This is a genomic window from Streptomyces spongiicola (assembly GCF_003122365.1).
Classification (GTDB): Bacteria; Actinomycetota; Actinomycetes; order Streptomycetales; family Streptomycetaceae; genus Streptomyces; species Streptomyces spongiicola.
In genome coordinates this window covers 675,155-701,632 of the sequence record NZ_CP029254.1, presented here as the reverse complement: position 1 = coordinate 701,632, position 26,478 = coordinate 675,155, and the positions used below count along the sequence as shown (strand labels likewise).

General features: G+C 73.5%; 23 protein-coding genes and 2 pseudogenes. 19 read left to right on the top strand and 6 right to left on the bottom strand.

The window, feature by feature from the left end; genetic code table 11:
- The first annotated feature begins 137 nt into the window (after positions 1-137).
- Positions 138-3,677 carry a DNA polymerase III subunit alpha gene (dnaE, locus tag DDQ41_RS02945; RefSeq protein WP_109293059.1) on the top strand — a complete coding sequence of 1,180 codons (3,540 nt, stop codon included), beginning with the start codon at positions 138-140 and terminating at the stop codon, positions 3,675-3,677.
- Between the two features lie 283 nt (positions 3,678-3,960).
- Here dnaE and DDQ41_RS31565 read toward each other — a convergent pair whose 3' ends face one another.
- Positions 3,961-4,116 carry a hypothetical protein gene (locus tag DDQ41_RS31565; protein ID WP_167450299.1) on the bottom strand — a complete coding sequence of 52 codons (156 nt, stop codon included), beginning with the start codon at positions 4,114-4,116 and terminating at the stop codon, positions 3,961-3,963.
- Positions 4,117-4,339: 223 nt separating this feature from the next.
- On the opposite strand from DDQ41_RS31565, the gene DDQ41_RS02940 reads away from it, so the two are divergent.
- From DDQ41_RS02940 to DDQ41_RS02925, 4 genes are all read left to right on the top strand, one after another.
- Positions 4,340-5,608: an NYN domain-containing protein gene (locus tag DDQ41_RS02940; RefSeq protein ID WP_109293058.1), complete on the top strand. Its 1,269-nt coding sequence runs from the start codon at positions 4,340-4,342 to the stop codon at positions 5,606-5,608.
- A gap of 37 nt (positions 5,609-5,645) precedes the next feature.
- Positions 5,646-6,620, top strand: coding sequence for an ABC transporter ATP-binding protein (locus DDQ41_RS02935; protein ID WP_172607710.1), 975 nt, complete (start codon positions 5,646-5,648; stop codon positions 6,618-6,620).
- Positions 6,621-6,915: 295 nt separating this feature from the next.
- Positions 6,916-7,749: an ABC transporter permease gene (locus DDQ41_RS02930; protein WP_109293057.1), complete on the top strand. Its 834-nt coding sequence runs from the start codon at positions 6,916-6,918 to the stop codon at positions 7,747-7,749.
- Between the two features lie 48 nt (positions 7,750-7,797).
- Positions 7,798-8,421: an ABC transporter permease gene (locus DDQ41_RS02925; protein WP_245991230.1), complete on the top strand. Its 624-nt coding sequence runs from the start codon at positions 7,798-7,800 to the stop codon at positions 8,419-8,421.
- A gap of 1,150 nt (positions 8,422-9,571) precedes the next feature.
- Here DDQ41_RS02925 and ybaK read toward each other — a convergent pair.
- From ybaK to DDQ41_RS02900, 4 genes are all read right to left on the bottom strand, one after another.
- Entirely contained in the window at positions 9,572-10,084 is a 513-nt protein-coding gene (gene ybaK, locus DDQ41_RS02915) for a Cys-tRNA(Pro) deacylase (RefSeq protein ID WP_109293054.1), read from the bottom strand.
- 31 nt (positions 10,085-10,115) lie between these two features.
- Positions 10,116-10,856 carry an LON peptidase substrate-binding domain-containing protein gene (locus DDQ41_RS02910; protein WP_109293053.1) on the bottom strand — a complete coding sequence of 247 codons (741 nt, stop codon included), beginning with the start codon at positions 10,854-10,856 and terminating at the stop codon, positions 10,116-10,118.
- A 5-nt stretch (positions 10,857-10,861) separates the two neighbouring features.
- Entirely contained in the window at positions 10,862-11,938 is a 1,077-nt protein-coding gene (locus DDQ41_RS02905; protein WP_109293052.1) for a hypothetical protein, read from the bottom strand.
- Between the two features lie 770 nt (positions 11,939-12,708).
- Positions 12,709-14,316, bottom strand: coding sequence for an oxidoreductase (locus tag DDQ41_RS02900; protein ID WP_109293051.1), 1,608 nt, complete (start codon positions 14,314-14,316; stop codon positions 12,709-12,711).
- Positions 14,317-14,633: 317 nt separating this feature from the next.
- Between DDQ41_RS02900 and hisD the strand changes: the two are divergent.
- The 9 genes and pseudogenes from hisD to DDQ41_RS32185 all read left to right on the top strand — a co-directional run.
- Positions 14,634-15,944 (top strand): annotated as a pseudogene (hisD, locus tag DDQ41_RS02895) (histidinol dehydrogenase); the annotation flags it as partial.
- A gap of 476 nt (positions 15,945-16,420) precedes the next feature.
- Positions 16,421-17,590 carry a histidinol-phosphate transaminase gene (locus DDQ41_RS02890; RefSeq protein ID WP_109293050.1) on the top strand — a complete coding sequence of 390 codons (1,170 nt, stop codon included), beginning with the start codon at positions 16,421-16,423 and terminating at the stop codon, positions 17,588-17,590.
- Positions 17,587-18,180, top strand: coding sequence for an imidazoleglycerol-phosphate dehydratase HisB (gene hisB, locus DDQ41_RS02885; RefSeq protein WP_109293049.1), 594 nt, complete (start codon positions 17,587-17,589; stop codon positions 18,178-18,180). Before DDQ41_RS02890 ends, hisB begins: the two co-directional genes overlap by 4 nt.
- A gap of 2 nt (positions 18,181-18,182) precedes the next feature.
- Positions 18,183-18,347, top strand: a complete 165-nt coding sequence (locus tag DDQ41_RS31560) for a hypothetical protein (protein ID WP_167450231.1) — start codon at positions 18,183-18,185, stop codon at positions 18,345-18,347.
- A complete protein-coding gene (gene hisH / locus DDQ41_RS02880; RefSeq protein WP_109293048.1) occupies positions 18,344-18,985 on the top strand; it encodes an imidazole glycerol phosphate synthase subunit HisH in 642 nt (213 codons plus the stop codon). The genes DDQ41_RS31560 and hisH overlap by 4 nt, the downstream gene beginning before the upstream one ends.
- A gap of 2 nt (positions 18,986-18,987) precedes the next feature.
- Complete coding sequence (priA, locus tag DDQ41_RS02875) at positions 18,988-19,716, top strand: bifunctional 1-(5-phosphoribosyl)-5-((5-phosphoribosylamino)methylideneamino)imidazole-4-carboxamide isomerase/phosphoribosylanthranilate isomerase PriA (RefSeq protein ID WP_109293047.1); 729 nt, start codon at positions 18,988-18,990, stop codon at positions 19,714-19,716.
- Positions 19,713-20,111 carry a RidA family protein gene (locus DDQ41_RS02870; RefSeq protein ID WP_109293046.1) on the top strand — a complete coding sequence of 133 codons (399 nt, stop codon included), beginning with the start codon at positions 19,713-19,715 and terminating at the stop codon, positions 20,109-20,111. The genes priA and DDQ41_RS02870 overlap by 4 nt, the downstream gene beginning before the upstream one ends.
- A complete protein-coding gene (gene hisF, locus DDQ41_RS02865; RefSeq protein ID WP_109293045.1) occupies positions 20,108-20,878 on the top strand; it encodes an imidazole glycerol phosphate synthase subunit HisF in 771 nt (256 codons plus the stop codon). Before DDQ41_RS02870 ends, hisF begins: the two co-directional genes overlap by 4 nt.
- Positions 20,879-21,281: 403 nt before the next feature.
- Positions 21,282-21,539 (top strand): annotated as a pseudogene (locus DDQ41_RS32185) (ABC transporter ATP-binding protein); the annotation flags it as partial.
- 341 nt (positions 21,540-21,880) lie between these two features.
- On the opposite strand, the gene DDQ41_RS02855 reads toward DDQ41_RS32185, so the two are convergent.
- Positions 21,881-22,513 carry a TIGR03085 family metal-binding protein gene (locus DDQ41_RS02855; RefSeq protein WP_109293044.1) on the bottom strand — a complete coding sequence of 211 codons (633 nt, stop codon included), beginning with the start codon at positions 22,511-22,513 and terminating at the stop codon, positions 21,881-21,883.
- A gap of 84 nt (positions 22,514-22,597) precedes the next feature.
- Here DDQ41_RS02855 and hisI point away from each other — a divergent pair, with 84 nt between their 5' ends.
- From hisI to DDQ41_RS02830, 5 genes are all read left to right on the top strand, one after another.
- On the top strand, positions 22,598-22,957 hold the full coding sequence (gene hisI / locus DDQ41_RS02850) for a phosphoribosyl-AMP cyclohydrolase (protein ID WP_109293043.1): 360 nt from the start codon (positions 22,598-22,600) through the stop codon (positions 22,955-22,957).
- Positions 22,958-22,968: 11 nt separating this feature from the next.
- Positions 22,969-24,519, top strand: a complete 1,551-nt coding sequence (locus DDQ41_RS02845; protein ID WP_109293042.1) for an anthranilate synthase component I — start codon at positions 22,969-22,971, stop codon at positions 24,517-24,519.
- A 7-nt stretch (positions 24,520-24,526) separates the two neighbouring features.
- A complete protein-coding gene (locus DDQ41_RS02840) occupies positions 24,527-25,177 on the top strand; it encodes a TIGR02234 family membrane protein (RefSeq protein ID WP_109293041.1) in 651 nt (216 codons plus the stop codon).
- Positions 25,178-25,478: 301 nt separating this feature from the next.
- The gene (locus tag DDQ41_RS02835) at positions 25,479-25,739 is read left to right on the top strand and encodes an HGxxPAAW family protein (RefSeq protein WP_109297497.1); all 261 of its coding nucleotides are present in this window, start codon (positions 25,479-25,481) and stop codon (positions 25,737-25,739) included.
- Between the two features lie 85 nt (positions 25,740-25,824).
- Entirely contained in the window at positions 25,825-26,400 is a 576-nt protein-coding gene (locus DDQ41_RS02830) for a DUF2752 domain-containing protein (RefSeq protein ID WP_109293040.1), read from the top strand.
- Positions 26,401-26,478 lie beyond the last annotated feature (78 nt).

Genomic DNA, 26,478 nt, shown 5'->3' with positions numbered 1-26,478 from the left:
GCCCGCCCTCGGGCCTTCGGGTGTCCGGCGCGTCCGCCCGCCACTCCCCGCCGGCCGGGGCACCCGGCCGCCTTCTGTCGGTGCGGAGGCATAGACTTCCACGCTGTCGAACCGGACCGTCCTGGAGGCCTCCCGCCGTGACCAAGCCGCCTTTCACGCACCTTCACGTCCACACCCAGTACTCGCTGCTGGACGGTGCCGCGCGGCTCAAGGACATGTTCGACGCCTGCAACGAGATGGGCATGACGCACATCGCCATGAGCGATCACGGCAACCTGCACGGCGCCTACGACTTCTTCCACTCCGCGCAGAAGGCCGGGATCACCCCGATCATCGGCATCGAGGCCTATGTCGCCCCCGAGTCGCGGCGGAACAAGCGGAAGATCCAGTGGGGGCAGCCGCACCAGAAGCGGGACGACGTGTCCGGTTCCGGCGGTTACACCCACAAGACGATCTGGGCGGCGAACGCGACGGGTCTGCACAACCTCTTCCGCCTCTCCTCGGACGCGTACGCCGAGGGCTGGCTCCAGAAGTGGCCGCGGATGGACAAGGAGACGATCTCCAAGTGGTCCGAGGGCCTGATCGCCTCCACCGGCTGCCCCTCGGGCGAGCTCCAGACCAGGCTGCGCCTCGGCCAGTTCGACGAGGCCCTGAAGTCGGCGGCCGAGTACCAGGACATCTTCGGCAAGGACCGGTACTTCCTGGAGCTGATGGACCACGGCATCGAGATCGAGCGCCGCGTCCGCGACGGGCTGCTGGAGATCGGCCGCAAGCTCGGCATCCCGCCGCTGGTCACCAACGACTCGCACTACACGTACGCCCACGAGGCCGGCGCCCATGACGCGCTGCTGTGCATCCAGACCGGCAAGAACCTCTCGGACCCGGACCGCTTCAAGTTCGACGGCACCGGCTACTACCTGAAGTCGACCGACGAGATGTACGCGATCGACGCCTCCGACGCCTGGCAGGAGGGCTGCCGCAACACCCTGCTGGTCGCGGAGCAGGTCGACACGGCCGGGATGTTCGAGAAGCGCGACCTGATGCCGAGGTTCGACATCCCCGAGGGGCACACGGAGGTCTCCTGGTTCCGCGAGGAGACCATGCGCGGCATGCACCGGCGCTTCCCCGACGGGATCCCGGACGACCGCATGCAGCAGGTCGAGTACGAGATGGACACCATCATCTCGATGGGCTTCCCGGGCTACTTCCTCGTCGTCGCCGACTTCATCATGTGGGCCAAGAACCAGGGCATCGCCGTCGGCCCCGGACGGGGTTCCGCGGCGGGCTCGATCGTGGCGTACGCCATGGGCATCACCGACCTCGACCCCATCCCGCACGGCCTGATCTTCGAGCGGTTCCTCAACCCCGAGCGCATCTCGATGCCCGATGTCGACATCGACTTCGACGAGCGCAGGCGCGTCGAGGTGATCAGGTACGTGACGGAGAAGTACGGCGCCGACAAGGTCGCCATGATCGGCACCTACGGCACCATCAAGGCCAAGAACGCGATCAAGGACTCCGCCCGGGTGCTCGGCTACCCGTACGCGATGGGCGACCGGCTCACCAAGGCCATGCCCGCCGACGTCCTCGGCAAGGGCATCCCGCTCTCCGGCATCCTCGACCCCCAGCACCCGCGCTACGGCGAGGCCGGCGAGATCCGCGGGATGTACGAGAACGAGCCGGACGTCAAGAAGGTCATCGACACCGCCCGCGGTGTGGAGGGACTGGTCCGGCAGATGGGCGTGCACGCCGCCGGCGTGATCATGTCCAGCGAGACCATCACCGACCACGTCCCGGTGTGGGTGAGGCACACCGACGGCGTCACCATCACACAGTGGGACTACCCGAGCTGCGAGTCGCTCGGTTTGCTGAAGATGGACTTCCTGGGCCTGCGCAACCTCACGATCATGGACGACGCCGTCAAGATGGTGAAGGCCAACAAGGGGATCGACATCGACCTCCTGAGCCTGCCGCTCGACGACCCCACGACGTTCGAGCTGCTGCAGCGCGGCGACACCCTCGGCGTGTTCCAGTTCGACGGCGGCCCCATGCGCTCGCTGCTGCGGCTGATGAAGCCCGACAACTTCGAGGACATCTCCGCCGTGTCGGCCCTCTACCGGCCGGGCCCGATGGGCATGAACTCGCACACCAACTACGCGCTGCGCAAGAACGGCCAGCAGGAGATCACCCCGATCCATCCCGAGCTGGAGCAGCCGCTCACGGAGGTCCTGGACGTCACCTACGGCCTGATCGTCTACCAGGAGCAGGTGCAGAAGGCCGCCCAGATCATCGCCGGGTACTCGCTCGGCGAGGCCGACATCCTCCGCCGCGTCATGGGCAAGAAGAAGCCCGAGGAACTGGCGAAGAACTTCACGATCTTCCAGGCGGGCGCCCGCGGGAACGACTACAGCGACGAGGCGATCCAGGCGCTGTGGGACGTGCTGGTCCCCTTCGCCGGGTACGCCTTCAACAAGGCCCACTCCGCCGCCTACGGCCTCGTCTCGTACTGGACCGCCTTCCTCAAGGCCAACCATCCGGCCGAGTACATGGCGGCCCTGCTCACCTCGGTCAAGGACGACAAGGACAAGTCCGCCGTCTATCTCAACGAGTGCCGCCGCATGGGCATCAAGGTCCTGCCGCCCAACGTGAACGAGTCGGAGCCGAACTTCGCGGCCCAGGGCGACGACGTGATCCTCTTCGGCCTCACGGCCGTCCGGAACGTCGGGCAGAACGTCGTCGACTCGATCATCAAGTGCCGCAAGGCCAAGGGGAAGTACGCCACCTTCCCGGACTTCCTGGACAAGGTCGAGGCGGTCGTCTGCAACAAGCGGACCGTCGAGTCGCTCATCAAGGCCGGCGCCTTCGACGAGATGGGCCACACCCGCAAGGGCCTGGTCGCCCAGCACGAACCGATGATCGACAACGTGGTGGCGGTCAAGCGCAAGGAGGCCGAGGGCCAGTTCGACCTCTTCGGCGGGATGAGCGACGAGCCGGGCGGTGAGCCGGGCTTCGGACTCGACGTCGAGTTCTCCGACGTGGAGTGGGAGAAGTCCTATCTGCTCGCCCAGGAGCGGGAGATGCTCGGCCTGTACGTCTCCGACCACCCGCTCTTCGGTATCGAGCACGTCCTCAGCGACAAGACCGACGCGGCCATCGCCCAGCTCACCGGCGGTGAGCACGCCGACGGCGCGGTCGTCACCATCGGCGGGATCATCTCGGGCCTCCAGCGGAAGATGACCAAGCAGGGCAACGCCTGGGCGATCGCCACCGTCGAGGACCTGGCGGGCTCCATCGAGTGCATGTTCTTCCCGGCGACCTACCAGCTGGTCTCCACCCAGCTGGTCGAGGACACGGTCGTCTTCGTGAAGGGCAGGCTCGACAAGCGCGAGGACGTCCCGCGGCTGGTCGCGATGGAGCTGATGGTCCCCGACCTGTCGTCGGCGGGCACCAACGCACCCGTGGTGATCACCATTCCGACGGTGAAGGTCACCCCGCCCATGGTCAGCCGGCTCGGCGAGATCCTCGGCCACCACCGGGGCAACACGGAGGTGCGGATCAAGCTCCAGGGCGCCCGCAAGACCACCGTGCTCCGTCTCGACCGGCACCGGGTCCAGCCCGATCCCGCACTGTTCGGCGACCTGAAGGTGCTGCTCGGCCCGTCCTGCCTGGCCGGCTGAGGCCGGGCCCCCGCGGCGCCGCGACCGGTGCCGGACGCCGACGGCGGCTCCCGGACACCGCCGACGGCTTTCGCTCCCGTCGGCGGCTTCCGTTCCCGTCGGCGGGGCCCGGGAGTTGTCGGCCCGCGCGGCCCGCGCGGCCCGCATGTCCGCGAGGGGCGCGCGTTCGTGAGGGGAGCGCGTTCGTGAGGGGCGCGCCCGCGGTCAACGGGCGCGCCCCTCGCGCATACGTCACGGCAGGGTCCGCCCGTCACGGCAGGGTCCGCCGGCCGGTCCCGGTGCGTCAGTTGTGGCCGAAGCGCTTCTGCCGCCCCTTGTGCGGCGCGCCCGTCCCGATCGGCGCCTCCGCCTGGACCTCGGGGGTACGGGCCTCCTGGGTGCCGCGCTCGGCGGGGGAGCCGCTCGGGGCCTTGCGTTCTCGGTTCTTGTTCTTGGCCATGGTGATGCCTCCCGTGGGATGTAGGGGCCAGGGCCGTCCTCAGCCTCACACAGCCGAATACTCTGCGCATGTCGGATCATTGCAGTGAGTAACCGGCTGCTGTTACGGTGCGGCTTCACTCCCCGCCACGCCGATGATCGAGTTCCGGCGGTCAACCCTCCGGCGTTCGGGCAGACTCGAAGGAAGCCCGAAGCAACTCCGATCCCGAGGTTCCCGAAAGAGGGTGGAAGGCGTGGACCGCTGCGTCGTGCTGGTGGACGCCGGCTATCTGCTGGGAGCCGCCGCGAGCCTCCTCGCCGGGGAACCGGCCCGCTCCCGCATCACCGTCGACCACGCCGCCCTCATCCAGGCCCTGCGCGAGCGCGCCGAGGCCGACACCGAACGCCCGCTGCTGCGCATCTACTGGTTCGACGGAGCCCCCGACCGGGTGCCCCAGCCGGAGCACCGGCGCCTGCGGGTCATGCCCCGGGTCACCGTACGGCTCGGCGCGCTCACCCGCAGCGACGGCCGCTGGGCGCAGAAGGGCGTCGACGCCGCCATGCACGCCGAACTCACCGAACTCGCCAGGAACCGGGCCTGCTCCGACGTGGTGCTGGTGACCGGGGACGGCGATCTGCTCCCCGGACTGATGTCCGCGAAGGAGCACGGCGTCGCCGTCCACCTCTGGGCCGTCCAGGCCGCCGACGGCGACTACAACCAGTCCGAGGACCTGGTCGCCGAGGCCGACGAGCGCCGCGTCCTCGACCGCGCCTGGATCACCCGGGCCGTGCGCGCCAGGGAACTCACCGGAGTCTGCGCCCCGCCGCCCGCGCCCCGGCCCGAGATCGCGGCCATCCTGTCCGCCCCGCTGCCCGAGTCGCCCACCGCGGCGGAGCGCTCGGAGGAGACGGGCACCCCGGTGCCGGGCGGCAACGGCACGGCGCGCCCCGCCCCGCCCGCGGCGAGCGGAACCGGCGACGGCACCGGCACCCCCGCCGCCCAGCAGCACCCCAGGGGCGTCCCCACCCCCAAGGACCTGGCCGGACTGCGCGGTCCCGCCGGCCAGGCGGAACGCCATCCGGCCGCCGGGGCGACACTGCGCTGGTCCTCCGACAGGGGCTGGATCGAACGCCCGGGCAGCGTGCCCGCCGAGTCCCCGGAGGTGGCGTCCCTGCCGACCCTCGCCCAGCTCACCAGCGCCGAACAGCGCTGGGCGGACCGCGAGGAGGACATCACCACCGTGGGCGGCGACCCGTTCGAGGTCGGGCAGGTCTTCGCCCGGCGCTGGATGGAGCGGCTGCCCGACGCGGCGCACGTGGAGAAGCTGTCGGGCATGTACCCGCGCGTCCCGCACCGCATCGACGGCGAACTGCTGCGGTACGCGGCGCGCTTCGGGCTGCTCGCGCACAAGGACGACCAGATCGACGAGCGCGACCGCTATGCCATCAGGGCCGGATTCTGGCGGGAGATCGATGTCCGAGCGGCCGCGGAACGCGCCCCGGCCGGGGACTAGGCGGGGCGACCCCTTAGGCTCGTCCCTCGTGAGTACGGTGTGCGTGGTGCGGGATCTGGTCAAGACGTACCCCGCCGCGCGCGCCCGGCGGGGTCTTCCCCGAACACCGGAGGTGCGTGCCAACGACGGGATCGGCCTCGTCGTGGGGCGCGGGGAGATCTTCGGGCTGCTCGGCCCGAACGGCGCCGGGAAGTCGACCCTCGTCCGGCAGCTCACCGGTCTGATGCGTCCGGACTCCGGCACCGTCGAAGTGCTCGGCCACGACCTCGTACGCCATCCCGAGCGGGCGTCGCGGCTCATCGGCTACCTGGGCCAGGAGTCGACCGCCCTCGACGAGCTGACCGTCGCGCTCGCCGCCGAGACCACGGGCCGGCTGCGCGGGCTCGGGGTGCGGCAGGCGCGTGCCGAACGCGACACGGTCCTGGAGGAGCTGGGTCTGACCGGCCTCGCGGGGCGCCCGCTGAAGAAGCTCTCCGGCGGCCAGCGGCGGCTCGCGTGCTTCGCCGCCACGCTGGTGGGGGAGCGGCCGGTGCTCGTGCTCGACGAACCCACCACCGGCATGGACCCGGTGGCCCGGCGTGCGGTCTGGGCGGCGGTCGACCGGCGGCGCGCCGAGCACCGTGTGACCGTCCTCCTCGTCACCCACAACGTCATCGAGGCGGAGACGGTCCTCGACCGGGTCGCGGTGCTGGAACGGGGCAGGGTCATCGCCTGCGACACGCCCGCCGGGCTCAAGGAGCGCGTCGCCGGCGAGGTCCGGGTGGAGCTGGTGTGGCGCGAACGGGCCCCGCTCGACGTGCCCGAGGTCGCGGCGCTCCGGGAGTCCGCGCAGGAGTCCGGGCGCCGCTGGGTCCTCCGGCTCGCCCCGGACGAGGCCAGGGCGGCCGTCGCCGCAGTGACCGGCGGCGAGGCGTTCGCCGCCCTCGACGACTTCACCCTGGCCACGCCGAGCCTGGAGGACGTCTATCTCTCGCTCGGCGGGCACGCGACGAAGGGGCTGGTGAAGGCGTGAGCCGTGCGCCGTCGCCCGTACCCGTGCGGTCCGTACCCGTACGGTCCGTACCCGTGCGGTCCGATCCGGTGCCGCCCGCAGGAGCGTCGCTCGCATATGCGCCGCTCGTGCCGGGGCCGCCCGCGTCGGGGCGGGTGCGGGTGCCGGGGCCTGTGGCCGTGCGGGTGCCGCCCGCGTCGGGGCCGGTGCCGGTGCCGGTGCCGGTAGCTGTGCCGGTGCGGGTAGCTGTGCCGCCGTCGCCGGTACTGTCGTCGTCCGTACCGTCGTCGTCCGCACTGAACAGGAGCAGCGCCAGGTGAGCATCGTGCCTGCGGAGGCCGCGTCCGCGCGTGTGCTAAGGGCGGACGACGCCCTCAGCGGGGGCGACGGGCGGGTCGCGCCGCTCGCTCCGCGAGCCCGGCTGCTGCCGGCCCTCGCGGCGGTGTACCGAGCCCAGCTGTCCCGGGCCCGCGTCGCCCGGATACCGCTGCTCTTCGTCGCCACGTTCCAGTCCGTCGGGATCATGGTGCTGATGCGCGGGGTCGTGGACGGCGGGGCCGAGGCGCGGGCGGTGGTCGCCGGGTCGTCCGTCCTGGTCGTCGCGTTCGTCGCGCTCAATCTGCTGGCCCAGTACTTCGGCCAGCTCCGCGCTTCCGGAGGTCTGGACCACTATGCGATGCTGCCGGTGCCACCGGCCGCGGTGGTGCTCGGGGCCGCGGGGGCGTACGCCTCCTTCACCGTGCCGGGTACGGCCGTGACGGCCGTCGCCGGGTCGGTGCTCTTCGGGCTGCCGCTCACCCATCTGTGGGTGCTGGCGGCGGTGATCCCGCTGGCGGGCGCCGCGCTCGCCGGGCTCGGCGCGGCGCTCGGACTGCTCGCGCCGCGACAGGAACTGGCGACGCTGCTCGGCCAGCTGGGCATGTCGGCGGCCCTGCTGCTGGGGGTGCTCCCGGCGGGGCGGCTGCCCGAGCCGATCGCCTTCGCGCGGGATCTGCTGCCGTCCACCTACGGGGTGGAGGCGTTCGCACGCACCTTCGACGCGCATCCGCACTGGCCGTCGGTCGCGCTGGACCTCGCCGTCTGCGCGGTCGTGGGCGTGGTCTCGCTGGCCGCCGCGACCCTGGCGTACCGGCGGGCCGCGGTCCGCTGACCCGCTGCCGGTGAGGCGGGCCACCGGGACGTTTGGCACGATGTCAGGGTGACAGCACCCTTGACGCCGCCCCACCGGCCCGCCCCGCACGACAGCCCCCGCAACCACCCGCGTCCCGCGCACCACCCGGACGGAGAGGGGCTGGAGATGAGGAGCGAACTGCGCCGGGCGGCGGTCGTCCTGGCGGGTGTGACCCTCGCCGGGATCGCGCTCGGACTGCTGTGGCTGTGGCTGGCTCCGCGGGTGCCGATGATCTCGAACGGCAAGGCGGTCTTCGCCGCCGACATCGAGGGCGAGGAGTCGGCGGGCGTGGACGGTACGTTCGTGCTGCTGGCGCTCGGTTTCGGCGTGCTCAGTGCCGCTGTCGTCTTCTGGTTCAACCGTCGCGGGGGCATCGCGACCGTCGTGGCGCTCGCCCTGGGCGGGATCCTCGGATCCCTGCTGGCCTGGGGTACCGGCTATCTGCTCGGCCCCGAACAGGACGTCGTCGCCCACGCCCGCGAGGTCGGCCGGGGGGTCGTCTTCGACGCGCCGCTCGGCCTCCGGGCGAAGGGCGCCCTGCTGGCCTGGCCCGTCGCCGCGATGATCGTGCACCTCGGTCTCACGGCGCTCTTCGCTCCGCGCGACCCCGAGCCCGAGTGGCTGCCGCCGGGCCCGGACCACCGGGGTTGATGCTCGGGACCGGAGCGGGCCGGCCCCCGCCGCCCGGGAGGAGAGGGGCCCGGCGGACGACTGTGCCGGTTGGGGCGTGCTGCGAGAGTGCCTCCCGGCCCGTGGCCCCTGGCACGCACCCCCCGTCGCCCTTCGGGCCCGGGAGGTGCCTCGCGCCGCGATGCCGGAGTCAGCCGGGTGCGTTCGGTAAGCCCGGTGCGTCGGGTGCGTCGGGTGCGTCGGGTGCGTCGGGTGCGTCGGGTGCGTCGGGTGCGTCGGGTGCGTCGGGTGCGTCGGGTGCGTCGGGTGCGTCGGGTGCGTCGGGTGCGTCCGGTGCGTCCGGTGCGTCCGGTGCGAGGATGTTCCTTCGCCCCGCGACCGCACGCACCGGACGCCGCGGGCCCCGCCCTGCGGGCGGACGGAGCCGCTTTCGCGACACGCCCTCGTGCCCGGCACCTCCGTCAGGCCGGCCGGCGGCCGTGGTTCGCCCGGCGCTTCCTCAGCCGCCACTTCCGCTTGCGTGTGCGCTTGGACACTGGCACCCCCTCGGGACGGGACGTCCTTCGGTGGTAGCCGAGGACGGGCACGCCGTCGAGAGGGTGCGCGGGCCATATCTGCGGGCGGCCGGCGGGCGCGGGCGCGGGCGCAGTGGTACTCCCGGGCGGCCGGACCTGACAACCGCGGGCCGCGGGCCGGAGCCGATAGGCCGGGCACCCGGTCACCGGCCACCGGCCACCGGCCGGTGACCGGTGACCGGTGACCGGTGGCCTGGGGTGTGTCGCACAGGTGGCTCCGCGCGCCCGCGGGCCAGCGGGGACTTCCCCGACACGCCCTGGCTGGTGCCGCGTCGGGCGACGTTCGCCCCGTCGCGACGCCCGGCACGGCGACTCGCCGCGTCGCCGAACCAATCGAGCAGGCCCACCACGGGGCCGATCCGGCGCCCTGCGATCCACCGCACCGGACGTCGCTCCGCGCCGCCGCCGACGGGCGGACCCCGCCTGACGCGGCACTGGGCCCGTCCTCCGCACGTCACTCGGACGAGTGAAGATCGAATGCATCACTAGCCCGGCTATGGGAGGGTTTTACCCTCCGGCTTGGCGTCCACATCGTGAGATGTTGTCCTCACCGCCAGCCGGCAATCGACCTCTTCCCCCATATGCGGAGGATGGGACTAGGCGCGCCCGACGGGTGCCACGACCGCCTTCGTCAGCGAGGCCAGGTCCGCCGGTGCCAGCTCCACCTCGAGCCCGCGCCGGCCCGCCGAGACGCAGATCGTCGGGTGTGCGGAGGCCGAGGAGTCCAGCACGGTGCGCAGACGCCTGCGCTGCCCCAGCGGGGAGATGCCGCCCCGGACGTAGCCCGTGGTGCGCTCCGCCGCCGCCGGGTCGGCCATCGACGCCCGCTTTCCGCCGACGGCCGCGGCCAGAGCCTTGAGGTCCAGCTGCCCCGCGACGGGCACGACGGCCACCGTGAGTTCGCCGTCCACGTCGGCGACGAGTGTCTTGAAGACCCGCTCCGGTGCCACGCCCAGTACCCGCGCAGCCTCCTCCCCGTACGACTCGGAGGCCGGATCGTGCTCGTACGCGTGCACGGTGAAGGCCGTGCCGGCGGCCGTCAGCGCCACCGTCGCCGGCGTCCCGCCCTGCTGCCTTCCGCCCTGCTGCCTTCCGGTCTTCTTCGCCAAGGTCCTTCTCCCTCGCCCGGTTCGGTCCGGTTCAGTTCGGGCTCGTCGGCGAGCGGGTCAGATCGATCGCCGGGAGCGACGGCAGATGCCGTATCACCGCGGTCTCGGAGCGCAGCAGCTTCAGTTCCTCGCGCAGCCGGGTCGCCGTGTCCGGAGCCTGTAGCAGCCGCTGCTTCGACGGCGTGTCGAGCACGGCGGCCGCTGCCACCAGATACGAGACCACGGACGGTTCGTCGGGCAGCTCCGAGGCCGTCGACAGCGACCGCTCCCGCGCTCCGGCCAGCCGCTTCTGGTAGTTGCGGAAGGCCCGCAGCACGCCCTCGGCCAGGGTGCCCGCGCCCTCGCCCGGCTCCTCCGGGATCTCCTCGAGTTCGGCGGTCAGGAACGGGCCGCCGGCGTCGACCGAGCGCAGTGCGACCCGGGTCGTGCCGGTGGCCAGCACCTCGAAGCTGCCGTCGGCGCGTTCCCGGATGGTCGCGGCGTCCGCGATACAGCCGACGGGGTGGAACGCCTGGATCGGGTCCGGGCCGAACCCCGCGGCCGGGCCCTTCTCGGGCCGGGCGGTCTGGTCGGGCATCCCGGGTTCCGTCGGCGCGACCTCGCGGCCGTCGCGGATGGCGACCACGGCGAATCGGCGGGGCTCGGACTCGTCCGTCTTCAACAGCTCGCGCATCATGGCGCGATAGCGCTCCTCGAAGACGTTCAGCGGCAGCACGAGGCCGGGGAACAGCACCGCGTTGAGCGGGAACAGCGGCAGGCGAGCGGTGGTCACAGCGGTCAAGCGTAATGGTCGCCGGGCACCGCCCGTCCGGCCACCCGCCCGCGGCCGGCGCCCACCGTGCCCGCGGAGCGGGTCCGGCGGCCGCGGCGGAGCGGCGTGGAGGACGCCACCTCGATGCGGACCCCGTCACGCGCTTCCAGGAACTGGCCCAGCGGATCGTCCGTCACCCGCTCCCACGGGAACGACGTGGCGTGCGGGCCGATCAGCCGGAACTGCTCCAGGGCCTCGTGCCAGCGGCCCCGGGCGATCAGCACGTACACCAGGATGTTCCGGACCTCGGCGGGCCACGGGTCGCCGGTCCGGTAGCGGGCGGACAGCTCCGCCGCCCGGTCGGCGGCCGCGTCGATCCGGTCCGCCCCCGCGGCCGCCACGGCCCCCTCGAGCAGCGGCGCCAGTGCCGCGCGCGCCGGCAGGGCCTGCACCTGCGAGCCGGGCAGGGAGTCCTCGGCCGCGCGCTCGGCGAAGTCGAGGCACTCCCGGTGCGAGCCGCGCCAGACCGCCGACAGGTACCGGAGCGCCGCCACATGGCAGCCGTAGTGGTGCGAGGAGCGGCGGACCGCCTGCTCCCACAGCGCCTCGAAGGCCGTGTGCCCGGCGCGTACACCGCGCGCGTGGTCCAGGGCCAGCCGCCAGGGCACCGGATCGCGCGGATCGGCCTCGGCCGCGGCGCGGACCAGCGGTCCGGCCTCGCGCAGCCGCTCGGCCCTCGCGGGTGACTCCCAGGCCCTTCGGACCTCGAGTTCGGCCTTCACCAGCAGGGCGTCGGGATCATGCGGGGAGAGGGCGAGCCATCCGGCGAGCCAGCCGTCCCGGCTGTACGCGAACGCCGCCAGCCGCATGACGTGGCGGTCGCGGTTCTCCCACTCGGCCGCACCCCGCGTGGCCGCGAGCAGCTTGGCGGCCGGCTCGTGGTCGCCCGAAGCGGCGGCCACGAGCGCCGGGCCGAGTTCCCCGTCCGGGGCGTCGAGCAGGACCGCGTCGTCCGGGGGCAGTCCGTCGGCGAGCCTCGGGGTGTGCCGGACGATGCGGGCGGTGCCGATCAGGGCGCGCAGCAGAGACATGGTGCGGACCATTGAAAGCCGCAGGTAGGGGCCGCGCCAGAGGGCATCTGTGAAGTTTTGGTAGCAGGTGGAATGGTTGTCCCGACTCGGGTCAAGAAAGCGTAAAGGAGGGCGCGTTGGCGGTGCGGGAGGCGCTCGGCGGTCTCCGGCGAACGCCCCCGCATGCCCGGCACGCTCCTACGCGCACTCGCGCGCCCCTGCCCTCTGCCTCCCTGCCCCCTTGCCCCTTTGCCTCCCTGCCCCCGGACCCCCGCAGGCGCGGCGCCGGCCGCGGCCAGGGCGTGTGGTGAAGTCCCTCCTGGGCCCGCGGCGCCTGGCGCGGGCTCCCCCGTCGCCCTTCGGGCGCGGGAGGTGCCCCCGCGCCGCGCTGCCGGAGGCATCCCGGTACGTCCGGTGCGTCCGGTGTGCTCAGTGCGTCTGATGCGTCCGGTGTGTCTGATGCATCCAGTGTGTCCGGTGTATCCGGTGCGAGGATGTTCCTCCGCCTCGCTGTCGCACGCACCGGACGCCGCGGGCCCCGCCGCACCGGCCGGTCGTCCGCCACCGCACCGCGGGCCGGCCGCAGACGTCCGGTCCCGGTCAGGGGTGCGTCGCGGTGGGACGCGAGGGCCTCTCCGGTCGCCGGTGCGGATGTCGCGATCCACACCGGGCCAGGGGCCCTCACCCGGTTCCAGCGCCACTCGGCCGAGACCTGCATCACCGTCCACGACCTCCCCGCACGGAGCACCGTCGACGACCTCCCCGCGCGGAGCACCTGCCGCGAACCTCCCCGGGCGGAGCGCCTAGCCGCGCCTGAGCAGCCGGGATGTGCCCGCCGCCACCGTCGTGGCGAGAATCCACCCGAGCAGTACCAGTGCCGCGGCGAGCCACTGCAAGTGGCTCTCCAGCCGCCAGTGGCCGTCCTGCCCGAGGTGGATCACCGGCAGAAGGAGGTCGAGGGCGTAGAGGGAGGGGTTCCACTCGGGCTGCTCGCCCGGCTTCAGCGCCTCGGGTGCGGAGCGGGAGAAGGCCAACGCGCCGGCCGCCCAGAGCACCGCCATCCACAGGGCGGCGCGGCCGGGGCGGTAGCCGTAGGCCACGGTCCAGTCCTGGACGTAGCCCCAGAGCTTCGCGGCGAGCGGCAGCGTCTCCCGGCGGCGTCGCTGCTTGGCGAGGAGCACCTCCCGCGCGTCGGCGTCCTCACCGCTGCCGCGCAGCACCGTCGCCAGCCGCTCGTAGGGCTCCGGCTGGTACTCGGGGGTGGCCGCCGCGACCCACTCCAGCCGCCGTGAGAGCGGGAAGCGGCTGTAGGGCACGAGGTTCTCGTAGACGAAACCGCCCATGGCCAGCCCGCCCGGCCCGGGCCAGCTCGTGGACAGGTCGATGAGCGTCACGACCCTCGCGCCGTTCAGCACCACACGGCCCTGCTCCGGCCGCTCCGCGGTGAAGCGGAGTTCGGGGGTGACGATCCGGCGCAGCGACAGCTCCTCCCGGCGCGCCCCCGACAGCACGAACCGGGCGTGGTGGAGGTCGACCGCGTCGCCGAAGCGGCCGTCGTCCAGCCGCACGGCGCCGTGGCACTCGAAGCGCTGCTCCAGCGCGTCGGCCCCCTGCCCCGGCGTGTCGAAGGGGAGGCCGAACGGGGGAGTGGCGCCCTGGTCGCCGGCGGAGTCCACCCACGCCTTGGTCAGATACAGCGAGCGCTCCACCGTCAGCTGGGGGGCGTTGAGCGCGCGCCGGCCCTCGACCGCCCGCAGCCGGCTGCCGCGCAGGCTCAGCGACACGCCGACCTTCGCGCCGCGCAGACTGATCTCGCCGTACGTCTCGATTAGCTCGGCCTGGAGGTCCTGCGCCACGGACAGGCCGTCCGCGGTGATGGCCCGGCCGAGCCGGTCCGGCCGTACCCGGATCTGGTTGATCAGCAGATCCGTGCCTATCTGGGCGTCCGTGAGCCGTATCCCGTGCTCGACGCGGCAGCGCGGCAGATGGAGATCGCCCTCGGTGTGCAGCCGGGCGGCCTCCAGCCGCGGTATCGCACACCCCACCAGACGCAGCGTGGTGAACCGCGACTCCGGCAGCGTCAGCTCGCGTTCGAAACGGCACCCGGTCAGCTCGACATACGGGCCGATCGTGCCGCCCGCGAGGGTGAGCTTCCCCGTCACGTACGCACCCAGCAGCTTCAGTGCGCAGACCCGCCCGGGACGCGCGGGCGGGCCGCTGAGCAGCAGCCGCGCGATCACGTCGGCGCGCACGGTCCGCCCGGGGCCCCACTCCAGCTCCGAGAAGGGATCGTTCAGCAGCGGATCGCCGTCGCGGAGGTCGCAGGTCATCCCGTATTCGAACGAGGTCCACATCGTGCGTTCCGCGGTGCTGAGATCGTTGGGCATGTCGATGCCCTGGGGCTCGGTCAATGCCGCTCCCTCGCTTTCGCCCGGTCCGACCACCCGGTCCCGTACTGCCGTTCTTCCCGTTGGGTAACCGGCTGAACGCGAACGGTCACAACCGCCGCCCGCGCCGTGCGGGGCGGGGCTGCCGACCGGTGTCCCGGGGGGCGGGCGGGAGTGGCGGGTACGCTCACCGTCGGTGACCGTCCGGTGGATGCCGGTGACCGTCCGGCGGGCGACCGGTGACCGCTCGACGGGTGACCGGTGACCGCTCGACGGGTGGGTCTGTATCAGTCGGTGATACGGACGGCGGGTCCGCGGATCCCGTCTGAGAGAATTGAGCCGTGATCTCTCGTATCGACCTCCGCGGCGACGCCCTCCCCGAGGGCGCCGCGCTGCGCGACCTGCTTCCCCGTGCCGAGTTCGACGTGGAGGCCGCCCTGGAGAAGGTGCGGCCCATCTGCGAGGACGTGCGTCATCGCGGGACTGCGGCGCTGATCGAGTACGCGGAGCGGTTCGACGGCGTCACGCTGGACCGGGTGCGGGTGCCCGAGAAGGCCCTGGTGGAGGCGCTGGAGGGGCTCGACCCCGCCGTCCGTGAGGCCCTGGAGGAGTCCATCCGCCGGACGCGGACCGTGCACCGCGCCCAGCGCCGCGAGACCCGCACCACCCAGGTCGTGCCGGGCGGCACGGTGACCGAGAAGTGGGTTCCGGTCGGACGCGTCGGCCTGTACGCGCCCGGCGGCCGGTCGGTCTACCCGTCATCCGTGATCATGAACGCCGTGCCGGCGCAGGAGGCCGGCGTCGAGTCCGTGGCGCTCGCCTCACCGCCGCAGAAGGACTTCGGCGGGCTGCCCCACCCGACCATCCTCGCCGCCTGTGCGCTGCTCGGCGTCGAGGAGGTGTACGCCGTGGGCGGAGCCCAGGCCGTCGCGATGTTCGCGTACGGGACCTCCGGCCCCGACGGGTGTGCGCCGGCCAACATGGTGACCGGTCCGGGCAACGTCTGGGTGGCCGCCGCCAAGCGCTACTTCACCGGCCGTATCGGCATCGACGCCGAGGCCGGCCCGACCGAGATCGCGGTACTCGCCGACGCCACCGCCGACCCCGCCCATGTCGCCGCCGACCTCATCAGCCAGGCCGAGCACGACCCGCTGGCCGCCGCCGTGCTGGTCACCGACTCCCCCGAACTCGCGGACGCGGTCGAGCGGGAGCTGGCGCCGCAGATCGCCGCGACCAAGCACGTCGCGGACCGGATCGTCCCGGCCCTGTCCGGGAGGCAGTCCGCGATCGTCCTGGTCGACGGCATCGACGAGGGCCTGCGCGTCGTCGACGCCTACGGCGCCGAGCACCTGGAGATCCAGACCGCCGACGCGGCCGCCGTGGCCGGCCGGGTCCGCAACGCGGGCGCGATCTTCGTCGGCCCCTGGGCGCCGGTCTCCCTCGGCGACTACTGCGCCGGCTCCAACCACGTGCTGCCGACCGGCGGCTGCGCCTGCCACTCCTCCGGGCTGTCCGTCCAGTCCTTCCTGCGCGGCGTCCACATCGTCGACTACAGCCGCGAGGCGCTCGCCGACGTCGCCCACCACGTGGTGACCCTCGCCGAGGCGGAGGACCTCCCGGCGCACGGCGCCGCGGTGAAGGTGCGTTTCGGCGGAGCCGAACAGGACCGGCGCGGCGGCGGAGCCGAACAGGACCGGCGCGGCGGTGCCGGACAGGGCGCGCGCGATACCGGTGCCGGTGCCGGTGCCGGACAGGACGGGCGCGGCGGCGGAGCCGGACAGGACGGGCGCGATACCGGTACAGGTGCCGTTGTCGGAGCCGGTACCGGAGCCGGACAGGACGGGCGGCGCGGCGGTGCCGGACAGGGCGCGCGCGATACCGGTGCCGGTGCCGGTGCCGGACAGGACGGGCGCGGTGCCGGTGCCGGACAGGACGGGCGCGATACCGGTACAGGTGCCGATATCGGAGCCGTTATCGGAGCCGGACAGGACGCGCGCGGTACCGGCACCGGACAGAACACGCGCGGTACCGGCACCGGAGACGGCACCGGCACCGGCACCGGACAGGACGCGCGCCGCGGCGGAGGCGACCCGGACAAGCCCAGTGACTGGAAGGTGCCCCCGAGCAAGTGAGCACGACCGACATCGGCATCGACGATCTGCCCGTCCGCGAGGAGCTGCGCGGCAAGTCGCCGTACGGCGCGCCGCAGCTCGACGTGCCCGTGCAGCTGAACACCAACGAGAACCCGTACCCGCTGCCCGAGGCGCTCGTCGAGCGGATCACCGAGCGGGTGCGCGAGGCCGCGCGCGGCCTCAACCGCTACCCGGACCGGGACGCGGTCGAGCTGCGCACCGAGCTGGCCGGGTACCTCACCCGCACCGGGAAGTACCCGGTCGGGCCGGAGAACGTGTGGGCGGCCAACGGCTCCAACGAGGTCATCCAGCAGCTGCTGCAGACCTTCGGCGGGCCCGGGCGTACCGCCATCGGCTTCGAGCCGTCGTACTCGATGCACCCGCTGATCGCGCGCGGCACCGGCACCGACTGGATCTCCGGCCCGCGCCGCGAGGACTTCACCGTCGACGAGCGGGCGGCGGTGGACGCGATCGCCGCGCACCGGCCGGACGTCGTCTTCGTCACCTCGCCCAACAACCCCACCGGCACCGCCGTCGCCCCGGAGACGGTCGTCGCGCTGTACGACGCCGCCCAGCGGGCCAGGGCGGACGCGGCGGGTGCGCTCGTCGTCGTGGACGAGGCGTACGTCGAGTTCAGCCACCGCCCCTCCCTGCTCCCGCTGCTGGAGGGCCGGCCGAACCTCGTGGTCTCGCGCACCATGTCCAAGGCCTTCGGCGCCGCGGGACTGCGCCTCGGCTATCTGGCCGCGCACCGCGCCGTGGTCGACGCCCTGCAGCTGGTGAGGCTCCCGTACCACCTCTCGGCCGTCACCCAGGCCACCGCGCTGGCCGCCCTGGAGCACACCGACACGCTGCTGAAGTACGTGGAGCAGCTCAAGGAGGAGCGGGACCGGCTGGTCGCCGGGCTGCGCGGCATCGGCTACGAGGTGACCGACTCCGACGCCAACTTCGTCCAGTTCGGGCGGTTCGACGGCGAGGGGGGCGCCCACGCCGCCTGGCAGCAGATCCTCGACCGGGGCGTGCTGGTCCGTGACAACGGCGTACCGGGCCGGCTGCGGGTGACCGCGGGCACCCCCGAAGAGAACGACGCGTTCCTCGATGCGGTGCGCGCACTGAAGAGTTCCGTGGGGGACATCCCCACACCCCCGAAGGAGCAGAAGCGATGAGCCGCGTAGGACGCGTCGAGCGGACCACCAAGGAGACGTCCGTCGTCGTCGAGATCGATCTCGACGGCACCGGGAAGGTCGACGTGTCGACCGGGGTCGGCTTCTTCGACCACATGCTGGACCAGCTCGGCCGCCACGGTCTGTTCGACCTCACCGCCAAGACCGACGGCGATCTGCACATCGACAGCCACCACACCATCGAGGACACCGCGCTCGCGCTGGGCGCCGCCTTCAGGCAGGCCCTCGGCGACAAGGTCGGGATCCACCGCTTCGGCAACTGCACCGTGCCGCTGGACGAGTCGCTCGCCCAGGTGACGGTCGACCTCTCCGGCCGCCCCTACCTGGTGCACACCGAGCCGGAGAACATGGCGCCGATGATCGGCGCGTACGACACCACCATGACCCGGCACATCCTGGAGTCCTTCGTGGCCCAGGCGCAGATCGCGCTGCACGTGCACGTCCCGTACGGACGCAACGCCCACCACATCGTGGAGTGCCAGTTCAAGGCGCTGGCGCGGGCGCTGCGCTACGCCTCGGAGCGCGACCCGCGCGCGGCCGGGATCCTGCCGTCCACGAAGGGTGCCCTGTAGCCGTGAACGGTGTCTCCACGGTGCTGATCGTCGTCGGGCTCTTCCTGGTCGGCGGCATCATCTCCTTCGCCAGGCAGCAGATGCCCAAGGGCGTCATCGTGCTGCTGTCCGCCGCTGCCGCGATGTGCCTGGCCGCCGGCGTCCTGCGACTGGACGTGTGGTCATGAGCGGACGGAAGAGCGTCGTCGTCTTCGACTACGGGTTCGGCAACGTCCGCTCCGCCGAGCGGGCCCTCGCCCGGGTCGGCGCGGACGTCGAGATCACCCGCGACTTCGACGCGGCCATGAACGCCGACGGGCTGCTGGTGCCCGGCGTCGGCGCCTTCTCCGCCTGTATGGCCGGGCTGCGGCAGGCCCGCGGCGACTGGGTCGTCGATCGCAGGCTCTCCGGCGGCCGGCCCGTCATGGGCATCTGCGTCGGCATGCAGATCCTCTTCGGGCGCGGCATCGAGCACGGAGTCGAGACGGAGGGCCTCGACGAGTGGCCCGGCGTCGTCGGCCCGCTGGACGCCCCGGTCGTGCCGCACATGGGCTGGAACACCGTCAAGGCCCCCGGGGACTCGGAGATGTTCGCCGGCCTCGACGCCGGAGCCCGCTTCTACTTCGTGCACTCCTACGCCGTGCGCGAGTGGGACTTCGAGGTGACCAGCGCGGCGATGGCCGCCCCGAAGGTCACCTGGGCCACCCACGGCGAGCCCTTCGTCGCGGCCGTCGAGAACGGCGCTCTGTGGGCGACCCAGTTCCACCCCGAGAAGTCCGGCGACGCCGGAGCCCAGCTGCTCACCAACTGGATCGAGACCCTCTGATCATGGCCCAGAAGCTTGAACTCCTCCCCGCCGTAGACGTCCGCGGCGGCCGCGCCGTCCGCCTGGTCCACGGCGAGTCCGGCACGGAGACCTCCTACGGATCGCCGCTGGAGGCCGCCCTCAACTGGCAGCGCGCGGGCGCCGAGTGGCTGCATCTGGTCGATCTGGACGCCGCCTTCGGCACCGGCGACAACCGGGAGCTGGTCGCCGAGGTGGCCGGGGCCATGGACCTCAGGGTCGAGCTGTCCGGCGGCATCCGCGACGACGCCTCGCTCGCCGCCGCCCTCGCCACCGGCTGCACCCGGGTCAACCTCGGCACCGCCGCCCTGGAGACCCCGGAGTGGGTCGCCAAGGTCATCGCCGAGTACGGCGACAAGATCGCGGTGGGCCTGGACGTACGGGGTACCACCCTGCGCGGCCGCGGCTGGACCCGCGACGGGGGCGACCTCTACGAGACCCTCGCCCGGCTCGACTCCGAGGGCTGCGCGCGGTACGTCGTGACCGACATCGCCAAGGACGGCACGTTGCAGGGGCCCAACCTGGAGCTGCTGCGGGACGTCTGCGCCGCCACCGACAAGCCGGTCGTCGCCTCGGGCGGCGTCTCCAGCCTCGACGACCTGCGCGCGCTCGCCGGGCTGGTCCCGCTGGGCGTCGAGGGCGCGATCGTCGGCAAGGCGCTCTACGCCGGGGCGTTCACCCTGGTAGAGGCACTGGAGGCGGTGTCCCGGTGAGCGACGAGATCCGGCGCGTCGGCTCCGCGGGCCCCTGGGAGGACGCCTTCGGCTACTCCCGGGCGGTCGAGCTGCCGAACGGCCTGGTGCTGGTCTCCGGCTGCACGTCGGTCGTCGACGGCGCGGTCGTCGACGGCGGCCCGTACGAGCAGGCCGTCAACTCCTTCAACGCGGCGCTGGGCGCGCTGAAGCGGCTCGGCCTGGGCAGCGAGCACGTCGTACGCACCCGCATGTACCTCACGCACGCCCGGGACGTCGATGAGGTGGGCCGGGCCCACAAGGAACTGTTCGGCGCGGTGCGCCCGGCCGCGTCGATGCTCATCGTCTCGGGCTTCGTCGACCCCCGGCTGGTCGTCGAGGTCGAGGTCGAGGCGTACCGGGGAGGGGCCGCATGACTCTCGCCGTCCGAGTCATCCCCTGCCTGGACGTGGACGCGGGCCGGGTCGTCAAGGGCGTCAACTTTCAGAACCTGCGCGACGCCGGCGACCCCGTCGAGATGGCCAAGCTGTACGACGCGGAGGGCGCCGACGAACTCACCTTCCTCGACATCACGGCCTCGTCCGGTGACCGGGAGACCACCTACGACGTCGTGCGCCGCACCGCCGAGCAGGTGTTCATCCCGCTCACCGTCGGCGGCGGGGTCCGCTCCGCGGACGACGTCGACAAGCTGCTGCGGGCCGGCGCCGACAAGGTCGGCGTCAACACGGCGGCCATCGCCCGGCCCGAGCTGATCCGCGAGATCGCCGAGCGCTTCGGCCGCCAGGTGCTGGTGCTGTCCGTCGACGCCCGCCGCACCCCGGAGGGCACCTCCACACCGTCCGGCTACGAGGTCACCACCCACGGCGGCCGCCGCGGCACCGGTATCGACGCCGTCGAATGGGCCCACCGCGCCGCCGAGCTGGGCGCCGGCGAGATCCTGCTGAACTCGATGGACGCGGACGGCACCAAGGACGGCTACGACACCGGGATGATCGAGGCCGTCCGCGGGCATGTCACGGTCCCGGTGATCGCCTCCGGCGGCGCGGGCAGGCTGGGCGACTTCGCCCCCGCCATCGCGGCCGGAGCGGACGCGGTGCTCGCCGCGTCCGTCTTCCACTTCGGCGAGCTGCGGATCTCGCAGGTCAAGCAGTCGCTGCGGGAGGCGGGGCACCCCGTCCGCTGAGCCCCGGTCCTCGTCCGGTGCTCGCCCGGCCCTTCCGGTTGCGCGGCCGCCGCCGTCCGGCAGTACTCCGCCGCGGTCCGGCAGTTGCCCCGCCGTACAGCCCGCGACCGCCGTCCCGTGGGCCGTCGCGGCGGCCCGGGGCGAGGACGACCCCGAGGGCGGTACCGCCCGGCATCGTGAGACGGGATCGCCGAGGCCCCTCGTCCCGGGCACCCACGCCCGCGGGCGGCTACCGGCGGCACGGCGTCCGCGGCCGCCGCGGTCCGGCAGTACTCCGCCGCGGTCCGGCAGTTGTCCCGCCGTACGGCCCGCGACCGCCGTCGCGTGGGCCGTCGCGGCGGCCCGGGGCGAGGACGACCCCGAGGGCGGTACCGCCCGGCATCGTGAGACGGGATCGCCGGTCGTCGCCGCGGTCCTGCTGCTGCTCCAGCAGGCCGCGGCCCAGGCCGGTCCGCTGCTCGTCGCGTTCGCCATCGACCGCGGCGTGCCCGCGCTGCGCGACGGCGACCGCGGGCCCCTGGTCGTGATCGGTGCCGGGTACGCGGTGTGCGCTCTCGGTTCGGGCGCGTTCCAGTACGCCTTCATCCGCGCGTCGGCCCGGGTCAACCAGGACGCCCTGCTCGACCTGCGCGGCCGGATCTTCCGGCATGCCCAGGCGCTGAGGCACCGCTCGCGGGCACGGCGTCACCCGGCGGCGCCGCGGCGGCCATCGAGGGCAGCCACGGTCCGGGCGCGCGGATCCGACCCCCGAGGGGCGGCGGCGGGGCCGTGGTGGGGCAGGCGTCAACCGGGCCGTGGTGGGCATGCGCCCGGCGGCCCGGCAGGGGTGCGGTATGCGTCCGGCGCGGTCCGGAGCGCGTCCCACAGCAGCGTCGTCCGGCACGGGTCCGGAGCACCTTCGACGGCAGAGTTCGGCGGTGGCGCTCGACGGCAGGGCTCGACGGCAGAGTTCGGCGGTGGCGCTCGACGGCAGGGTTCGGCGGCGGCCGCCGCCGCCCCGGCTCAGCCCATCCCGAGCTGCGCCCTGCCCACCCGGTCGACCGCCTCCTTGTCGCCCTCCACCTCCACCTGCGCCGCGTCCTGCCGACCGAAGGCGTAGACGGTCAGCTCACCCGGCTCACCGGTCACCGTCACCACCGGAGCACCGCGGTGCGCCACCGCCGTCTGCCCGTCGGGACGCCGCAGCACCAGCCCCACCGGAGCCTTGCGCCCCAGCAGCCGGGCGGACCTCTCCAGCCGGGACCACAGCGCGTCCGCGAAGACCGGGTCCAGCTCCCGCGGCGTCCAGCCGGGCTGCGCCCGCCGCACGTCCTCGGCGTGCACATAGAACTCGACCGTGTTCGACGCCTCGTCCACCTGCTTGATCGCGAACGGCGACATCTTCGGCGGGCCCGTGCGGATCAGCCGGATCAGCTCCTCGTACGGCTTGGCGGCGAACTCGGCCTGTACCCGGTCCAGCCGGCTCTTCAGGGGCCCCAGCACGATCCCGGCGGCCTCCGGGCGCCGTTCGCGCACCACGACGTGCGCCGCGAGATCCCGGGTGCTCCATCCTTCGCACAGTGTCGGTGCGTCCGGGCCCGCCGCCTCCAGCAGGTCGGCGAGCAGAAGTCGTTCGCGCTTCGCATGGGTCGACATGGCGGCCAGCCTACGACCGGCGCGCCGCGTCCGCCCAGTGGAGGTGTTTCGGTCACGGCCCGGCCGGCGCGGCACAATGGCGGCATGCCCAGCACACCCAGCGCACTCGACCCCGCCATCGCCGCCCGGCTCAAGCGCAGCGCCGACGGCCTGGTCCCGGCCATCGCCCAGCAGTACGACACCGGAGAGGTGCTGATGCTCGGCTGGATGGACGACGAGGCACTGCACCGCACCCTCACCACCGGACGCGCCACCTACTGGTCCCGCAGCCGCCGGGAGTACTGGGTCAAGGGCGACACCTCCGGTCACGTCCAGCACGTGAAGGCCGTCGCCCTCGACTGCGACGCGGACACCGTCCTGGTGAAGGTCGACCAGGTCGGGGCGGCCTGCCACACCGGCGACCGCACCTGCTTCGACAACGACGTGCTCCCCCTGGGCCGGTAGGGTCGTTCGCCATGGATCCCGAGACCTTCCGCAAGCTGGCGGCCGACCGCCGCGTCATCCCCGTCAGCCGGCGCCTCCTCGCGGACGGCGACACCCCGGTCGGCCTCTACCGCAAGCTCGCCGGCGAGCGCCCCGGCACCTTCCTCCTCGAGTCCGCCGACGGCGGCACCTCCCACACCGTGGGCGGCGGGGGCGGGGGCTCCTGGTCCCGCTACTCCTTCGTCGGCGTACGGTCCGCCGCCGCCCTCACCGTCCGCGACGGGCAGGCCCACTGGCTGGGCACCCCTCCCGTGGGCGTCCCCACGGAAGGTGACCCGCTGGACGCCCTGCGGGCGACCGTCCAGGCCCTCCACACCCCGCGGCAGGACCTCGACGAGGGCATGCCGACGTTCACCGGGGGCATGGTCGGCTACCTCGGGTACGACATCGTCCGCCGCCTGGAGCGGATCGGCGAGCACGGCCGGGACGATCTGCGGCTTCCCGAGCTGACCATGCTGCTCACCTCCGACCTCGCCGTCCTAGACCACTGGGACGGTTCCGTGCTGTTGATCGCCAACGCGATCAACCACAACGACCTCGACACCGGCGTAGACGAGGCGTACGCGGACGCCGTCGCCCGCCTCGACGCCATGGAGGCCGACCTGGCCCGGCCCGTCGAGAGCAGTCCGCACGCGCTGCCGCCCTCCGAGCTGCCCCCGTACACCGGGCCGATGTGGAGCGGCGAGGAGTTCCGGGCGGCCGTCGAGGACGTCAAGGAGCGCATCCGCGCCGGCGAGGCCTTCCAGGTCGTGCCGTCGCAGCGGTTCGAGACCCCGTGCGAGGCGAGCGCACTCGACGTCTACCGGGTGCTCCGGGCCACCAACCCCAGCCCGTACATGTACCTGCTGCGCTTCCCCCACGAGGACGGCGGTTTCGACGTCGTCGGCTCCAGCCCGGAGGCCCTCGTCAAGGTCGAGGACGGGCGCGCCATGCTGCACCCCATCGCCGGCACCCGCCCGCGCGGCGCGACCCCGCGCGAGGACCAGGCGCTCGCCGAGGAACTGCTCGCCGACCCCAAGGAGCGCGCCGAGCACCTCATGCTCGTCGACCTCGGCCGCAACGACCTGGGCCGGGTCTGCGAGCCCGGCTCCGTCGAGGTCGTCGACTTCATGTCGGTCGAGCGCTACTCGCACGTCATGCACATCGTCTCCACCGTGACCGGCCGGGTCGCCGAGGGGCGTACCGCCTTCGACGTGCTCACCGCCTGCTTCCCCGCCGGCACGCTCTCCGGCGCCCCCAAGCCCCGCGCGATGCAGATCATCGAGGAGCTGGAGCCGTCGCGGCGCGGGCTGTACGGCGGCGCCGTCGGCTATCTCGACTTCGCCGGCGACTCCGACACCGCGATCGCCATCCGCACCGCGCTGCTCCGCGACGGCACCGCCCATGTGCAGGCCGGAGCGGGGGTCGTCGCCGACTCCGACCCGGTCGCCGAGGACATCGAGTGCCGCAACAAGGCGGCGGCGGTGCTGCGCGCGGTGCACACCGCGAACCGGCTCCGCGGCGGCGGGACGCGTGAGGGATAGTGGGGGCGTGACCGCCGTACCCGTAACCCAGTCCGGCGCCGAGACCGAGCGGACGGCCCGTGCGGCCGCGCGCGGCCGGCGCAGCCTCGCGGCGGCCCTGCTCCTCGGCGCCGTCGGCGCCGCCGCGGTGCTGCTCGCCTCCGGGCAGACCTGGGCCGAGGGCACGGCCGCCGTCGGGGCCGGCAGCGTGCCGATCCGGGCCGACGGCCGCGGTGTCACCGGGCTTCCCGCGGCGCTCGCCGTCGTCGGACTCGCCGCCCTCGTCGCCGTCTTCGCGGTCCGCCGGGCGGGCCGTGCGATCGTCTCCGCACTGCTGGCGCTGAGCGGGGCCGGAGCCGCGGCCGCCGCCTTCCTCGGGGCCCGGGACAGCGCGGCGCTCGACGAGCGGGCCCGGCAGACCACGGGTGACACGGCGGCGGCCGCCGCCGAACTCACCCACACCGCCTGGCCGTATGTCACCGGACTCGCCGGACTGCTGATCCTGGCCGCCGGGCTGCTCGCCCTGCGGTACGGCGCCTCCTGGCCCGCCATGTCCGGGCGCTACGAGCGCGAGGGCGGTGCCCCGCGCGGGGGCCGCCCGGCCACCGCCGACCCCGACCGGCCCGAGGAGCTGTGGAAGGCCCTCGACCGGGGTGAGGACCCCACCGGCGACCGCTGAGGAGGCTCCCGCCGGAGGCCCCGGTGGGGAGGCCCCGGTCGGGAGGCCCCGGTGGGGAGGCCTCGGTCAGGAGGCCCCGGTGGGGGCCCCGCCGGCGACCGGCGGGAGAAGCCCGTCGGCGGCCGGCGGGGGCGACCTCGTCGGCGGCAGCCGAAGTGCCGGAGCCCGGCGGGGCGGCAGGTGCTTCGTCGCCTCGCGATCAGTGACGACCCCCACGTCCCGGCAGCCCCACGGGTGCGGGACAATGGGGCGGGACCAACCGACCCACCACCCCCAGCGCAACACCAACGAGGAGCACTTCATGGCGGGCAGCAGCCACGGACACACCCCGGCCGCCTGGACCGGCGTCACCATCTCCTTCATCGGCTTCTGCATCGCGGGCGTCTTCATGGTGGCCGCGAACCCGCTCGGGTTCTGGGCCGGCATGGTCGTGGTCCTCGTCGGCGGTGTCGTCGGTGCAGCGATGAAGGCCGCCGGCCTCGGGCAGAAGGAGGAGGCCGCGGCCGTCCCGGCCCGCACCCCGGCGGGGCAGCCGGTGGCTGCCGAGGCGACGGCCTCCTGACCGCGGGGTCCCCGTCCGCGGCGCGGCCCGGCGAGCCCGGGCTGCGCCGCTGCGTACCACCGTGGACAATCGCGGGGTGGAAGCCATGAACCGCGGAGCGGAGGCGTCTGCCGCCGGGCCGGGACCGTCGTCCGCCCCCGCGCAGGGACCGTTCCCCGCATGGGGACCGTCCTCCGCCGCGCCCGGACCCGGGCCCGTGCCGGCGCACCCGCCCGGGCACCGTCACCCCCCGGTTCCGCCGTCCCCGCGCCCGGACCGCCCCCCGCCACTCCACCGCAGGCTCGCCGCGCCGACGGCCGCGCTGGCCGCCGTCGCCGGGGCCTTCATCTACGTCGGCGCCGTCGACCCCGGCGAGCCCGGCCACTACCCCGTCTGCCCGCTGCTTCAGCTGACCGGCATCTACTGCCCCGGCTGCGGCGGGCTGCGCAGCGCCCACGCGTTCGTCCACGGCGAACTCGGCACCGCCTTCGGCGCCAATGCGCTCGCCGTCGCCGGCTATCTGCTCTTCGCGGTGCTCTGGGCCTTCTGGCTCGTCCGCGCCGTCAGGGCGAGACCGGTGCGGATCACGCTGGGACCCGCCTGGTGGTGGGGCCTCGGCGCGGTCCTCGCCGTCTTCACGGTTGTCCGGAACCTGCCGTTCGGTTCGGGACTCGCACCCTGACTCCCGGGCGGGCCCTCGGGCCGATCCGCGGCAAAGTCCCAGGTGAGACGGCGAAAGAAGGCCCAGGCGCCGGGAACG